The sequence below is a fragment of the Ureibacillus yapensis genome (assembly GCF_003515775.1).
Classification (GTDB): domain Bacteria; phylum Bacillota; class Bacilli; order Bacillales_A; family Planococcaceae; genus Ureibacillus; species Ureibacillus yapensis.
This window is the reverse complement of sequence record NZ_QWEI01000014.1, coordinates 63,641-77,633: the sequence shown is the minus strand read 5'-3', so window position 1 is coordinate 77,633 and position 13,993 is coordinate 63,641. Positions and strand designations below refer to the sequence as shown.

The window sequence follows — 13,993 nt, the reverse complement described above, 5'->3', positions numbered from 1 at the left end:
GAGTAGGACGTCGCTAGGCACTTTAAAACCGCTGAACAGTCAGCGGTTTTTTTTATGTTTAAAGTAATCGCTTATTTATCAATAAGTCTCCAACTGACACAAATCAAAAGAGGATCTCGTACAGATTTTTGTTCGCTCCTAACCCAATTTGAAAATGAGTCTGTAACCTGGCTCTTTGCTTTTGGCATGTGAGGTAAATGCGCAAGTAAACCGTCATTTTTTTATGGCCTCATAGTACGATATGTAAAATCTTGAAGTAAAATAATTTTCTCTGCCATGGGTAAACTAAATTGATAGTAGAACTTGAAGCCAAAGCCGTTATCAAAGGGCGTAAACAAATGTTATGATTATTTAAGTTTTCCGCATTAAGGATATGGACTAATATCCAAAGAAAAATAGGAGTAAGAGAACTATGGTTGAATCGATTTATTGGCTCTATCCTAATTTGGCAGTGCCAACTTGGACAGACATTCTAACTACTGTAGGCATTATTATAATAGGCTGGTTATTACAGCATTATTTAATGAAATTGATTGTAAAAAAAATCGCTAATTTCTTTGAAAAGAAGTCAAAGATTATGACTGCACGGGTCATTGAGCATTTTAGCAGGGAAATCAGGCATGCCATTTTTACAGTGATTATTTTTTTATCATTGTCTTATTTAATAGAGGTATCCCTTTTTTCCAATCGAGCTGTGCGCAACGTTTTTTATTCCTTGATGGTGTTTTATTTCATCAAAGGAATGATTGATGTTTTAAATTACTATGCAAATGATCCAGAAGCTTTTCATTTAGATGTAAAGAAGTCGACGCGGCTGACTCCTTTTATGTTGCGTGTGATTAATGCATTGCTTGCGATTATTGCCATTGTATTGATTGCATCGTTATGGAACTTTAATTTAAATGGATTTTTAACAGGAATAGGGCTTACCAGTGTGGCTCTTGCCTTTGGGGTAAGGGATACTTCTTCTCATATCTTTGGCGGGCTATCAATGGCTTTTGATAAGCCTTTTAAGGTAGGCGATTATATTGTTAGCGAAGATAATAATATTGAAGGCGTGATTGAGGATATCAATCTTCGTTCCACTTTAATTTCCACGCCTGACCAAGGGACTGTCTATGTACCAAATGCTTACTTGATGAACCGGCCTATCTATAACCTTACAGCACGGGAAAAAAGGAAAATTCAATCCTACTTTTATCTTTCCACAGAGCATCCGGAAGAAGTGATCCGAAGTGCATGTAATGAAGTGAATAAACAAATCATCTTACATCCGCTCACTTCAAAAGAAGACTTGATTATGGTTTATATAGACGAGTTCCAAGCAGATTATTATCGAATGTTTGTAAGTTATTATATTCCCTCCAATGAACTTCAAGAGAGATATGAAGTGCAGCAGGATATTTTGTTTGTTATTAAACAAGTGATGGATCGGGCGGCAATAAAAATGGTGGACCCAGAATCCTTTAAATTGCCAAAATTCAATAAAGAAATAATACCAAGCTAAAGATCAAGGTGGCTCCATCATTGGAAGCCACCTTTTTTGTTCTACCTACTTTTCTTATCATTTACCTATCCTAAAATAAGGGGTAATTGAAATGGAAGATTGAATTGGCGATTTATCGAATCTTCCGAAAATAATTAAATTAGAGATTGTTGGTTGTGCTTTAACGGATAAGGAGTATAATAAGTAAAAATTTGATATGTACAGAACGATAATAGGAAGGAATTTTCAATGGGGAAAAAACAGCTTTGGTTTGAAGTAGAAGAAAACGAAACAATCGAACAATGCCTGGAGCGTATGAAACAACAAGGCTATATGGCGATGGGACGCAAAGAGGAGCCCGTTTTCCATATCGAAAATGGAGAGCCAACCTATTTACGCCAAAAAATTAAATTTAAAGGTGTTTTAATAGAAGAATAAAAATAATATGCCTAAAAACCGAACATTACCGTTTTCTGAAAATTTATTGTTCGCATTTTTTCATTGATTTTCTGTAGATAGCTTGTTAAAATGTGAACATAGCAATAAATCTTGATACAAGAAATTTTGAAATAAATCAATAGTACCTCCCACATATATGCTAGAGAATATGGCTCTAGTGTCTCTACCCAACGCCGTAAATGTTGGACTATGCGGGAAAGCAAACTTTTGGCATTAGAGAGGTGTAGACGTACGATGTTTACTACATTTCCTATAAAATTTAAGCCCTCAAGTATTCTGCTTTCTTTGCATTAGAGAAAGTGGAATATTTGTGGGCTTTTTATATGTTTATGAAGATTTTACAATAGATAGCAAGGTTGAAGGAGAGATTGAGATGAATCCAAAAGTCGGTGTCATCATGGGAAGTACCAGTGATTGGGAAACGATGAAATATGCATGCGATATTCTTGATGAATTGAAAGTGCCTTATGAAAAGCAAGTAGTCTCTGCACATCGAACGCCAGATCTTATGTTTGAATATGCGGAAAATGCACGCTCTAGAGGAATTCAAGTAATTATAGCAGGCGCAGGCGGAGCAGCCCACTTACCGGGAATGGTTGCAGCCAAAACAACTTTGCCTGTCATCGGCGTACCGGTTCAATCGAAAGCGTTAAATGGATTGGATTCATTATTGTCAATCGTTCAAATGCCTGGTGGTGTTCCTGTGGCAACAGTGGCAATCGGAAAAGCGGGGGCAACGAATGCAGGGTTATTGGCAGCTCAAATTTTATCAATTACAGATACAGAATTGGCAAATACACTTGCAAATCGACGTGAAGCCATCAAGCAGCAAGTGTTGGAAAGTTCAGGTGACTTATCATGACGAGAATGATTTTACCAGGACAAACAATTGGTATCATTGGCGGCGGACAGTTAGGACGCATGATGGCCCTCTCGGCAAAAGAAGCAGGTTTTAAGATTGCCGTCCTTGAGCCGGCGATGGATTCCCCATGCGGGCAAGTAGCGGATATTCGAATCGTCGCTTCCTACGATGATGAAGCAGCTTTGGAGGAACTGGCCGAAGTAAGTGATGTCATTACTTTCGAATTTGAAAACATCGATTATGCCGGCTTAAAGAGACTGACAGAAATTGCGTATGTTCCACAAGGTGCAGAACTGGTTCGAATCACTCAAAATCGTGTGACCGAAAAAGCTGCAATTGTTGAAGCAGGTTGCCCTGTTGCACCTTACATAGTAGCGGAAACATTCGAAGAGTTAGTCGGTCAAATTGATCAAATCGGCTATCCATGTATTGTGAAAACGGCACGTGGTGGCTATGATGGAAAAGGCCAGCAGCAATTAAATTCCAAAGAAGATTTGCCTTTAGCAAAAAACCTTTTTGGCCACTCTGTGTGTGTAGCTGAAGGATTTGTACCTTTTGAAAAAGAAATCTCTGTCATTGTTCAAAGAAATGGCAACGGTGAAACTTACTGCCTTCCGGTGGGAGAGAATATTCATGTGAATCATATTTTGCATGAAACGATTGTTCCGGCACGAATCACTGACCTTACTTATGAGCGTGCAATCGAAGCAGCGAAAAAGATTGCAAACCACTTGCAGCTGGTTGGTACATTGGCTGTTGAAATGTTTGTACTGGAGGATGGCCAGATTGTCATTAATGAACTTGCGCCAAGACCTCATAATTCAGGACATTATTCAATTGAAGCTTGCAATGTATCTCAATTCACTCAGCATATTCGGGCAGTATGCGGGTGGCCGCTTCGTGAACCGAATCTATTGCAGCCATCCATTATGGTGAACGTACTGGGGCAGCATGTTGTGCCCTTAACGAATAGCATTGCCAAACATCCTGATTGGTCGATTCATCTTTATGGCAAGACACAAGCCAAAGTAAATCGTAAAATGGGACATGTGACAATCTTGACAGATGATCTTGACAACACACTTAACAAAATCGAAGAATCCGGCATCTGGTCGGAATCAAAGGAGACGAAACAATGATTGAACGTTATACTCGTCCGGAAATGGGCGCAATCTGGACAGAAGAAAACAAATTCAAAGCTTGGTTGGAAGTTGAAATTTTGGCTTGTGAAGCTTGGGCTGAACTTGGGGAAATTCCAAAAGAGGATGTTAAATTGCTTCGCCAGAATGCCTCATTTGACATTAACCGCATTTACGAAATTGAACAAGAAACTCGCCATGACGTTGTTGCATTCACTCGTGCCGTTTCCGAAACGTGCGGAGAAGAACGCAAATGGGTCCACTATGGTTTAACTTCAACAGACGTAGTCGATACGGCGTTATCTTATTTAATCAAACAAGCAAACACGATTCTGCGCAAAGATATCGTCAATTTCATCGAGATCTTAACGGAAAAAGCGAAAGAGCATAAATACACGGTAATGATGGGACGTACACACGGGGTGCACGCGGAGCCGACAACATTCGGCTTGAAACTTGCTTTATGGCGTGAAGAAATGAAACGTAATCTGGAACGCTTTGATGCAGCTGCAGAAGTGATCGAAACAGGGAAAATGTCAGGCGCTGTAGGTACCTATGCCAATATTAATCCTTTTGTTGAACAATATGTTTGTGAAAAACTAGGCTTGGCGGCGGCTCCAATCTCCACGCAAACATTGCAGCGTGACCGTCATGCCCAATACTTCTCAACATTGGCGCTGATTGCAACTTCCATTGAAAAATTTGCAACAGAAGTGCGCGGTCTTCAAAAATCAGAAACACGCGAAGTCGAAGAAGCATTTGCCAAAGGACAAAAAGGTTCTTCTGCAATGCCGCATAAACGCAACCCAATCGGTTCCGAGAACATGACGGGCATGGCAAGATTGATGCGCGGTTATATGATGACTGCATATGAGAATGTGCCATTATGGCATGAACGCGATATCTCACATTCATCGGCAGAACGCGTCATCATCCCGGATGCAACAATTGCCCTAAATTACATGTTAAATCGTTTCGGAAACATTGTGAAAAACCTGACTGTGTTCCCTGAAAACATGAAGCGCAACATGGAGCGTACATTCGGTTTAATTTACTCGCAGCGCATTTTGCTTGCGTTAATCGATAAAGGATTATCCCGTGAAGAGGCTTATGATACAGTGCAGCCATTAACGGCACGTGCTTGGGATGAACAAACTCAGTTCCGTCCATTAGTTGAAGACAATGAGAAAATCACTTCTTACTTATCAAAAGAAGAAATTGACGATTGCTTTGACTACAATTACCACATCAAAAATGTGGACATGATCTTTGAACGTCTAGGGTTGAACTAATTCAAGCAACCTCTTGCGAAAATTGACTTTATTAAAAATGATGCCATTCATCTCTCGCCTATGATGGATTGAGAGATGGGTGGAAATGAACTGGAGGCACGCGCCATGAATAAAGGCCAGCTTTTATACGAAGGAAAAGCAAAACGTTTATATGAAACAGAACAAGAAGATATTCTGTTTGTCGAATATAAAAACAGTGCGACTGCGTTTAACGGTGAGAAGAAAGCCGAAATCGAAGGAAAAGGCATCTTGAACAACCGAATTACAACATTAATATTCGAAAAATTAAAAACTCACGGAATTGACTCACATTTTGTAGAGCGCATTTCTGAAAATGAACAACTCGTTCGCAAGGTTGATATTATTCCAATCGAGGTTGTCGTTCGTAATATCGCTGCCGGTAGTCTTGCAAAACGACTTGGATTTGAAGAAGGCACAGCTTTACCGCGAACAATTGTAGAGTTTTACTATAAAGACGACGCATTGGGCGATCCAATCATCAATAACGACCATATCGATATTTTGGGAATTGCGACAAAAGAAGAAGTAGAAACGTTATATGAGCTTGGGTTAAAGGTTAATAGTGTCCTTCAACCAATCTTTGAAGAAGTTGGCGTTATTTTAGTAGACTTTAAGCTTGAATTTGGCCGTGACAAAGATGGCAATGTGCTGTTGGCAGATGAAATCTCGCCTGATACTTGCCGCCTGTGGGATGCAGAAACAAAACAAAAGCTTGATAAAGACGTGTTCCGTCGTGATTTGGGCAGTTTAACAGATGTATATGAAATTATTCTTGCTAGACTTGGAGGAAAATAACAATGACTAAAGTTAAAATCTACGTGACATTACGTGAAAGTGTGCTTGATCCACAAGGTTCCGCTGTACAAGGTTCATTGGCGAAAATGGGCTACAACGAAGTAGAGGACGTTCGCATCGGAAAATACTTGGAAGTTGTTATTGGCGATACGGACCGTGACCTGGATGTTTTAGTAAAAGAAATGTGCGAAAAGCTTCTTGCAAACACAGTGATAGAAGATTACCGCTATGAAGTCGAGGAGGCAAACTAATCATGAAATTCGCAGTACTCGTTTTCCCTGGGTCCAATTGTGACATCGATATGTATCATGCGATTAAGGACGAACTTGGCGAAGAAGTAGAATACGTTTGGCATGATGCTACGGATTTAAGCGAATTTGATGGCATTTTGGTACCGGGCGGTTTCTCTTATGGCGACTATTTACGTTGCGGTGCGATGGCAAACCAATCCAATGTGATGGCGGAAGTGAAAAAAGCAGCCGAAGCCGGGAAACCGGTATTGGGCGTCTGCAACGGATTCCAGATTTTAACGGAGGCAGGATTGCTTCCAGGTGCATTGCTTCGAAATAAAAACCTGAAATTCATGTGCCGTACAGTACAGTTGAAAGTAGAAAACAATGACACATTGTTTACCAATCAATATGAAGCAGGGCAAATCATTAATATCCCAATTGCTCACGGAGAAGGAAACTACTTCTGTGACGACGAAACGCTAGCGAAATTAAAAGCGAACAATCAAATCGTATTTACATATTCAGGCGACAATCCGAACGGCAGTCTTGAAGATATTGCAGGCATTGTCAATGAACGCGGCAACGTGCTTGGAATGATGCCTCACCCAGAGCGTGCAGTCGATGCATTGCTTGGGAGTGACGACGGATTAAAAGTATTTAAATCAATTGTGAAAATGTGGAGGGAATCACATGTCAGCTAGTTTAGAACCAACACAAGAGCAAATCAAAGACCAAAAACTTTATGCTGGAATGGGAATGTCAGACGAAGAATTTGCAATGGTGGAAAAAATTCTGGGTCGCCTTCCAAACTGGACTGAAACAGGGTTATTCTCTGTTATGTGGTCCGAACATTGTTCTTATAAAAACTCAAAACCGGTATTGCGCAAGTTCCCGACAAAAGGACCGCAAGTATTGCAAGGACCTGGAGAAGGTGCGGGGATTGTCGATATCGGCGATGAGCAAGCGGTTGTATTTAAAATGGAGTCACATAACCATCCTTCCGCAATTGAACCTTATCAAGGGGCAGCAACAGGGGTAGGCGGCATCATCCGCGACGTATTTTCAATGGGTGCCCGTCCAATCGCTATGTTGAACTCATTGCGTTTTGGCGAATTGCAATCCGAGCGCGGAAAGTATTTATTTGAAGAAGTAGTGGCAGGGATTGCGGGTTACGGAAATTGTATCGGAATTCCAACAGTAGGCGGGGAAATCCAGTTCGATCCATGTTACGAAGGAAATCCGCTTGTAAATGCAATGTGTGTTGGATTGATCGACCACAAAGACATTCAAAAAGGAATTGCAGCTGGTACAGGAAATACAGTCATGTATGTTGGTGCAAAAACAGGACGTGATGGGATTCACGGTGCAACGTTTGCGTCGGAAGAACTGTCAGAAGCTTCTGAAGAAAAACGCCCGGCTGTTCAAGTAGGAGATCCATTCATGGAAAAACTGTTGCTTGAAGCTTGCTTGGAAGTTGTAAAATCAGATGCTTTGGTCGGTATTCAAGATATGGGAGCAGCAGGTCTTACTTCATCTTCTGCGGAGATGGCTTCAAAAGCTGGTTCCGGTGTCGAGATGAACCTGGATTTAGTTCCTCAGCGTGAAACAGGGATGACAGCTTATGAAATGATGTTGTCGGAATCTCAGGAACGTATGCTGCTTGTTGTGAAAAAAGGGCGCGAAGATGAGATTAAAGCGATTTTTGATAAATATGGCCTGGATGCTGTAGCGATTGGCCATGTGACGGATGATAAAATGCTTCGTTTAGTGCACAAAGGTGAAGTAGTAGCAGAAGTTCCAGCTGATGCACTTGCTGAGGATGCACCGGTTTACCATAAACCATCAAAAGAGCCTGCTTATTTTGCCGAGTTCCAAGCAATTGAAAACAGTGAACCGCAAGTAGCTGACTATAAAGAAACATTAAAAGCATTGCTGCAAGCACCAACAATTGCTTCAAAAGAGTGGGTGTATGACCAATACGATTACCAAGTTCGCACAAACACAGTAGTGGCACCTGGTTCGGATGCTGCGGTGTTACGCGTGCGCGGTACCAACAAAGGTCTTGCCATGACAACGGATTGCAACTCTCGCTATATCTACCTGGATCCTGAAACGGGCGGGAAAATTGCCGTAGCGGAAGCAGCGCGTAATATCGTAGCTTCAGGTGGCCGTCCACTGGCGATTACAGATTGCTTAAACTTTGGTAACCCTGAAAAACCTGAAATCTTTTGGCAAATTGAAAAATCCGCCGATGGTATTGCGGCAGCTTGTAATGCCTTAAATTCACCAGTAATCGGTGGTAACGTTTCACTTTACAACGAACGCTCGGGCGAAGCTGTATACCCAACACCGACAATCGGTATGGTTGGATTAATAGATGATTTAACGCAAGTGACGACACAACAAGTGAAACAAGCTGGAGATGTTGTTTACCTAGTAGGAGAAACGTTCACCGAGTTTGGTGGATCTGAATTGCAAAAGCTTGTTCACGGCAAGATTTTCGGCAAAGCGCCTCGCATTGATTTAGATTTAGAAGCACAACGCCAGGAAGCAATCTTAACAGCGATTAGAGAAGGTCTTCTTCAATCAGCCCATGATGTGTCGGAAGGCGGCGTAGCAGTTGCATTGGCCGAAAAAACTTTCGGTTCTGACGGTTTAGGTGTGAATGTAACATTGGAAGGCTCCGCAGTAACAGCTTTATTCAGTGAATCACAGTCTCGTTTTGTTGTAACGGTAAAAGAAGAAAACACAGCGGCATTTGAAAAAATCATTCCAGATGCAAAGAAAATAGGATTTGTTACAGATGATGCGAACCTATCAATCAACGATGAATCTGGCAATCTTGTTACAGGATCTGTCGAGGAATTCCGTTCAGCTTGGAAAGGAGCAATCCCATGCTTGGTGAAATCAGAGGCTTAAATGAGGAATGTGGCGTATTCGGGATCTGGGGACACCCGAATGCCGCCCACTTAAGTTATTACGGACTTCATGCACTTCAGCACCGTGGCCAAGAAGGAGCGGGAATTGTCGTAACAGACGGCGAAAGCTTGCGTGCGGTAAAAGGTGAAGGACTTGTCAATGATGTATTCAATGAAGAAAAATTGATAAATGCCAAGGGTGATGCAGCCATTGCGCATGTTCGCTATACAACTGCCGGTGGAGGCGGACTCGAAAATGTTCAGCCGCTTCTGTTCCGCTCATCCACTGGTTCGCTTGCTATTGCGCATAACGGAAATCTGGTCAATGCCAATCACTTAAAACAGCATCTGGAACGCTCGGGGAATATTTTTCATTCGACTTCAGACACGGAAGTGGTCGTTCATTTAATTAAGAAAAGCAAAAAACCCGGTTTCCGGGCACAAGTAAAAGAAGCGCTTTCTTTATTGAAAGGAGCGTTCTCCTTCTTGATCCTTACCAAAGAGGGCATGATGGTTGCGCGTGACCGCAATGGATTGCGTCCTTTATCGCTTGGCAAATTGGGCGATTCGTATGTTGTTGCCTCCGAAACATGTGCCTTCGATCTTATTGGCGCGGAGTTTATCCGTGATGTGGAACCAGGGGAATTATTGCTTATCACGGATCGAGGCCTTGAAGAAGACCGTTTTGTGGATATCGAAAAACGTGCCATGTGTGCAATGGAATATGTATACTTCGCACGCCCTGATTCAAACATTGATGAAATCAATATTCATACAGCACGTAAACGCATGGGAAAACAATTGGCAAAAGAATGCGCAGGTATCGAGGCGGATGTTGTAACCGGAGTTCCGGATTCATCTATCTCTGCGGCTATAGGATTTTCCGAAGAAACTGGCATTCCATACGAGCTTGGGCTGATTAAGCATAAATATACAGGACGAACTTTCATCCAACCCACACAGGAATTGCGTGAACGTGGCGTGAAAATGAAACTTTCGCCGGTTGTACAAGTGGTTAAAGGCAAACGAGTAGTCATGGTAGATGATTCGATCGTACGCGGTACAACATCGCGTAGGATTGTCACAATGCTGAAGGAAGCCGGTGCAACGGAAGTACATGTTGTCATTTCGTCACCTCCGATGAAAAATCCATGCTTTTACGGAATTGATATTTCATCGGATGAAGAGCTGATTGCAGCCGGTAAAAGCGTGGAGGAAATTTGCGAAGCAATCGGTGCCGATTCGTTAACATTCCTTTCGGCGGAAGGTCTGATTGAAGCGACTGCGCGCCCATTTGAGGATGAAAATCGCGGTCTTTGCATGGCTTGCTTTACGGGGGATTACCCAACTGAAATATTCTCGGATACAGTATTGCCGCATGTGAAGGAACTACAACGATAAGGAGAACTTAAAATCATGTCAAAAGCATATGAACAAGCAGGCGTAAATATTGAAGCTGGCTACGAAGCGGTACAACGCATGAAATCACACGTCGAACGAACAAACCGTCTCGGTGTAATGGGTACGTTTGGTGGCTTTGGAGGCATGTTTGATTTGTCTTCTTTAAACTTAAAAGAACCTGTTCTCATCTCAGGGACTGACGGTGTAGGAACAAAATTAAAGCTCGCTTTTATGGTCGATCAACATGACACGATTGGTGTGGATTGTGTAGCCATGTGCGTCAATGATATTGTTGCGCAAGGGGCAGAGCCGCTTTATTTCCTGGATTATGTAGCAGTAGGGAAGGCAGAGCCTAAAAAGATTGAACAAATCGTTAAAGGCGTGGCGGATGGCTGCGTACAAGCAGGAGCTGCCTTAATCGGCGGGGAGACAGCCGAAATGCCGGGACTTTATGAAGAAGATGAATACGATTTGGCTGGCTTTGCAGTGGGAGCTTGCGAAAAAGCAAATGTAATCACGGGTGAACGAATTGCAGAAGGTGACGTTCTTGTTGGTCTAGCTTCAAGCGGCGTACATTCAAACGGCTATTCCTTGGTTCGCAAAATTGTCTTTTCCGATCACAACTTCGCGGTGGATGAAATTGTTGAGGGCTATGAAGAGCTTGGACCGATTGGCAAGGCGTTGCTTGCTCCAACAAAAATCTATGCCAAATCTGTTTTGGAACTGCTGAAGCAAGTGGATATTCATGGCATGGCGCATGTTACCGGCGGCGGTTTCTATGAGAATTTGCCGCGTATGATGCCTGAGGGACTGGTAACGGAAATCAATTTAGGGTCTTGGCCAGTATTGCCGATTTTTGAGTTTTTGAAAGATAAAGGGGCCTTGGCTGATAAAGATTTGTATAACGTGTTCAATATGGGGATTGGGTTTGTGTTATCCGTTCCTGCTTCCGAAGCGGACAAAGTGATTGCCATTGCAGAAGAGAACGGAGAAAAAGCTTACAAAATCGGCTCTGTAGTTAAAGGGAAAGGTGTTGTATTTAACGGCGAGCATGATGGGAGCTTGGTGGAATGACGACGAAGATCGCAGTTTTTGCCTCCGGAAGCGGAAGTAATTTTCAAGCAATCCAAGAAGCAATTGACCGTGGTGAACTTGATGCGCAAATTGAAATCGTATTAACGGATAAACCGAACGCACCCATCGTAAAACGTGCGGAAAAATTCAACATCCCGGTGTTTTCATTCATTGCCAAACATTACGAATCAAAAGAAGCGTATGAAACAGAGATTGTCAACATCCTGGAAGAACATGAAGTGGAATGGGTTATACTTGCGGGTTATATGAGGCTCATTGGCAGCAAATTGCTTGCCTCATACGCCAATCGGATTGTCAATATCCACCCTTCTTTGCTTCCTTCCTTCCCAGGCAAGGATGCAATCGGGCAGGCACTGGCGCATGGCGTGAAAATTACGGGGGTAACCGTTCATTTTGTGGATGAAGGAATGGATACAGGTCCAATTCTTAGCCAAGCTGCAGTGGAAGTGGTGGAAGGAGATCGAGAAGCAACCGAAGCCCGTATCCATGCAGCGGAACATAAATTATATACAACAACATTGAAAAAATTATTTGCTGATGAAATTAATTTGATTCACTGAGCTTCTGGCGAAGAAGCTTAGTGGAAGAGTTACATATTTTTAATTTACATATTGGAGGTCTTTTTTGTGGCAAAACGTGCACTGATTAGTGTTTCAGATAAGGAAGGTATATTGGAGTTTGCGAAAGAATTAGTAGCATTGGATTATGAGATTTTATCAACTGGTGGAACGAAAAAAATGTTGCAGGAAAACAATGTGCCGGTAACAGCGGTTGATGAAGTGACAAAATTCCCGGAAATTTTGGATGGCCGTGTGAAAACATTGAATCCATTAATCCATGGAGGTCTTTTAGGTAAATTTGACGATCCTTCTCACCAAGCGCAAATGACCGAACACGGAATTGAACCGATTGAAATTGTTTGTGTAAATCTGTATCCGTTTGTAGAAACAATTTCAAAACCAGATGTGACTTGGGATGACGCGATTGAAAACATTGACATCGGTGGACCGACGATGCTTCGTTCTGCTGCAAAAAATCATCAATATGTAACGGTGATCGTGGATGCGAAAGACTATGCACACGTGTTGGAAGAATTGAAAGTGCAAGGTGCAACAACACTTGAAACGCGTAAACGTTTGGCAGCAAAAGTTTTCCGTCACACGGCAGCTTATGATTCGTATATCTCCAATTATTTAACGGAAGAAGAATTCCCTGAAAACTTAACGATGACTTATGAATTAAAGCAAACGTTGCGTTATGGCGAGAACCCCCACCAAAAAGCAGCGTTTTACCAAAAACGTTTGAGCTCTGATTTTTCATTGGCTTATGCAACGCAATTGCACGGAAAAGAGTTATCCTATAATAATATTCAAGATGGCAACGCGGCTCTTCAAATTGTAAAAGAGTTTAGCATGCCGGCTGCCGTAGCGGTAAAACATATGAATCCATGCGGAGTAGGTACTGGGGCTACTATCGAGGAAGCATTCGATAAAGCGTACGAAGCAGATCCAACTTCGATTTTTGGCGGAATTATTGCCTTGAACCGTGAAGTGGATGCGGCAACTGCAGAAAAATTAAGCGGCATTTTCCTGGAAATTATTATTGCACCATCCTTTACGGAAGAAGCTTTATCCATCTTGACGAAGAAGAAAAACATTCGATTGCTGACAATCAACTTTGCACAAGAAAAACAAGATCAGCTGAAAGTAGTTTCGGTTGAGGGCGGTCTATTGGTTCAAGAAGAGGACACTTTTGGTTTTGCGGACAGTGACATTAAAGTGGTCACAAATCGCGAGCCTTCCGAGGAAGAATGGGCAGCATTAAAACTTGGCTGGGCTGTAGTGAAACATGTAAAATCGAATGCCATCGTTGTGACAGATACGCAAATGACTTTGGGCGTTGGCGCTGGCCAGATGAACCGCGTCGGCTCGGCGAAAATTGCGTTGGAACAAGCGGGTGAAAAAGCGAAAGGTGCTGCACTGGCATCGGATGCCTTCTTCCCAATGAACGACACAGTAGAAACGGCAGCGGCAGCAGGCATCACGGCAATCATCCAGCCAGGCGGATCGATTAAAGACCAAGATAGCATCGACAAAGCCAATGAATTTGGCATTGCCATGGTATTTACAGGCGTACGTCACTTTAAACATTAATTTTGAGGTAGGAAGCGCTCATCGATCTGGTGAGCGTTTTCACCGATTGCGCGAGTGAAAGTTTGAAAATTTAAAATGAGCATGAAAATCGCAAATAGAAGTTCAATATTCGCAAATAGAGGACTCAAAATCGCAAATG

At 42.4% G+C, this 13,993-nt stretch carries 13 protein-coding genes and 1 riboswitch; all 13 genes read left to right on the top strand.

Annotated features, from left to right (window positions below; translation table 11 throughout):
- The first annotated feature begins 412 nt into the window (after window positions 1–412).
- The 13 genes from D1B33_RS17320 (at window position 413) to purH (ending at window position 13,854) form a co-directional block, all read left to right on the top strand.
- Window positions 413–1,507 carry a mechanosensitive ion channel family protein gene (locus tag D1B33_RS17320; protein ID WP_118877668.1) on the top strand — a complete coding sequence of 365 codons (1,095 nt, stop codon included), beginning with the start codon at window positions 413–415 and terminating at the stop codon, window positions 1,505–1,507.
- A 228-nt stretch (window positions 1,508–1,735) separates the two neighbouring features.
- On the top strand, window positions 1,736–1,924 hold the full coding sequence (locus tag D1B33_RS17315; protein ID WP_118877667.1) for an NETI motif-containing protein: 189 nt from the start codon (window positions 1,736–1,738) through the stop codon (window positions 1,922–1,924).
- Window positions 1,925–2,055: 131 nt separating this feature from the next.
- A riboswitch (purine riboswitch) is annotated at window positions 2,056–2,155 on the top strand.
- Between the two features lie 163 nt (window positions 2,156–2,318).
- A complete protein-coding gene (purE, locus tag D1B33_RS17310) occupies window positions 2,319–2,807 on the top strand; it encodes a 5-(carboxyamino)imidazole ribonucleotide mutase (protein ID WP_118877671.1) in 489 nt (162 codons plus the stop codon).
- A complete protein-coding gene (gene purK / locus D1B33_RS17305) occupies window positions 2,804–3,946 on the top strand; it encodes a 5-(carboxyamino)imidazole ribonucleotide synthase (RefSeq protein ID WP_118877666.1) in 1,143 nt (380 codons plus the stop codon). The genes purE and purK overlap by 4 nt, the downstream gene beginning before the upstream one ends.
- Window positions 3,943–5,238 (top strand): adenylosuccinate lyase, encoded by a 1,296-nt coding sequence (gene purB / locus D1B33_RS17300; RefSeq protein ID WP_118877665.1) that lies wholly within the window; start codon window positions 3,943–3,945, stop codon window positions 5,236–5,238. The genes purK and purB overlap by 4 nt, the downstream gene beginning before the upstream one ends.
- A 105-nt stretch (window positions 5,239–5,343) precedes the next feature.
- The gene (gene purC, locus D1B33_RS17295) at window positions 5,344–6,054 is read left to right on the top strand and encodes a phosphoribosylaminoimidazolesuccinocarboxamide synthase (RefSeq protein ID WP_118877664.1); all 711 of its coding nucleotides are present in this window, start codon (window positions 5,344–5,346) and stop codon (window positions 6,052–6,054) included.
- Window positions 6,055–6,056: 2 nt separating this feature from the next.
- On the top strand, window positions 6,057–6,305 hold the full coding sequence (purS, locus tag D1B33_RS17290) for a phosphoribosylformylglycinamidine synthase subunit PurS (protein WP_118877663.1): 249 nt from the start codon (window positions 6,057–6,059) through the stop codon (window positions 6,303–6,305).
- 2 nt (window positions 6,306–6,307) lie between these two features.
- The gene (purQ, locus tag D1B33_RS17285) at window positions 6,308–6,988 is read left to right on the top strand and encodes a phosphoribosylformylglycinamidine synthase subunit PurQ (protein WP_118877662.1); all 681 of its coding nucleotides are present in this window, start codon (window positions 6,308–6,310) and stop codon (window positions 6,986–6,988) included.
- Window positions 6,978–9,206 (top strand): phosphoribosylformylglycinamidine synthase subunit PurL, encoded by a 2,229-nt coding sequence (gene purL, locus D1B33_RS17280; protein WP_118877661.1) that lies wholly within the window; start codon window positions 6,978–6,980, stop codon window positions 9,204–9,206. Before purQ ends, purL begins: the two co-directional genes overlap by 11 nt.
- Window positions 9,182–10,606 carry an amidophosphoribosyltransferase gene (gene purF / locus D1B33_RS17275; RefSeq protein ID WP_118877660.1) on the top strand — a complete coding sequence of 475 codons (1,425 nt, stop codon included), beginning with the start codon at window positions 9,182–9,184 and terminating at the stop codon, window positions 10,604–10,606. Before purL ends, purF begins: the two co-directional genes overlap by 25 nt.
- A gap of 15 nt (window positions 10,607–10,621) precedes the next feature.
- Window positions 10,622–11,680, top strand: a complete 1,059-nt coding sequence (purM, locus tag D1B33_RS17270) for a phosphoribosylformylglycinamidine cyclo-ligase (RefSeq protein ID WP_118877659.1) — start codon at window positions 10,622–10,624, stop codon at window positions 11,678–11,680.
- Entirely contained in the window at window positions 11,677–12,261 is a 585-nt protein-coding gene (gene purN, locus D1B33_RS17265) for a phosphoribosylglycinamide formyltransferase (RefSeq protein WP_118877658.1), read from the top strand. The genes purM and purN overlap by 4 nt, the downstream gene beginning before the upstream one ends.
- A 66-nt stretch (window positions 12,262–12,327) precedes the next feature.
- Window positions 12,328–13,854, top strand: a complete 1,527-nt coding sequence (gene purH / locus D1B33_RS17260) for a bifunctional phosphoribosylaminoimidazolecarboxamide formyltransferase/IMP cyclohydrolase (protein WP_118877657.1) — start codon at window positions 12,328–12,330, stop codon at window positions 13,852–13,854.
- The last annotated feature ends 139 nt before the right edge of the window (window positions 13,855–13,993 follow it).

Bases quoted from the DNA above. Each gene is read 5' to 3' on its own strand.
- purS (WP_118877663.1), top strand. From the start codon at position 6,057: ATGACTAAAGTTAAAATCTACGTGACATTACGTGAAAGTGTGCTTGAT.
- purE (WP_118877671.1), top strand. From the start codon at position 2,319: ATGAATCCAAAAGTCGGTGTCATCATGGGAAGTACCAGTGATTGGGAA.
- D1B33_RS17320 (WP_118877668.1), top strand. From the start codon at position 413: ATGGTTGAATCGATTTATTGGCTCTATCCTAATTTGGCAGTGCCAACT.
- purB (WP_118877665.1), top strand. From the start codon at position 3,943: ATGATTGAACGTTATACTCGTCCGGAAATGGGCGCAATCTGGACAGAA.
- purL (WP_118877661.1), top strand. From the start codon at position 6,978: ATGTCAGCTAGTTTAGAACCAACACAAGAGCAAATCAAAGACCAAAAA.
- purC (WP_118877664.1), top strand. From the start codon at position 5,344: ATGAATAAAGGCCAGCTTTTATACGAAGGAAAAGCAAAACGTTTATAT.
- D1B33_RS17315 (WP_118877667.1), top strand. From the start codon at position 1,736: ATGGGGAAAAAACAGCTTTGGTTTGAAGTAGAAGAAAACGAAACAATC.
- purQ (WP_118877662.1), top strand. From the start codon at position 6,308: ATGAAATTCGCAGTACTCGTTTTCCCTGGGTCCAATTGTGACATCGAT.
- purN (WP_118877658.1), top strand. From the start codon at position 11,677: ATGACGACGAAGATCGCAGTTTTTGCCTCCGGAAGCGGAAGTAATTTT.
- purF (WP_118877660.1), top strand. From the start codon at position 9,182: ATGCTTGGTGAAATCAGAGGCTTAAATGAGGAATGTGGCGTATTCGGG.
- purM (WP_118877659.1), top strand. From the start codon at position 10,622: ATGTCAAAAGCATATGAACAAGCAGGCGTAAATATTGAAGCTGGCTAC.
- purK (WP_118877666.1), top strand. From the start codon at position 2,804: ATGACGAGAATGATTTTACCAGGACAAACAATTGGTATCATTGGCGGC.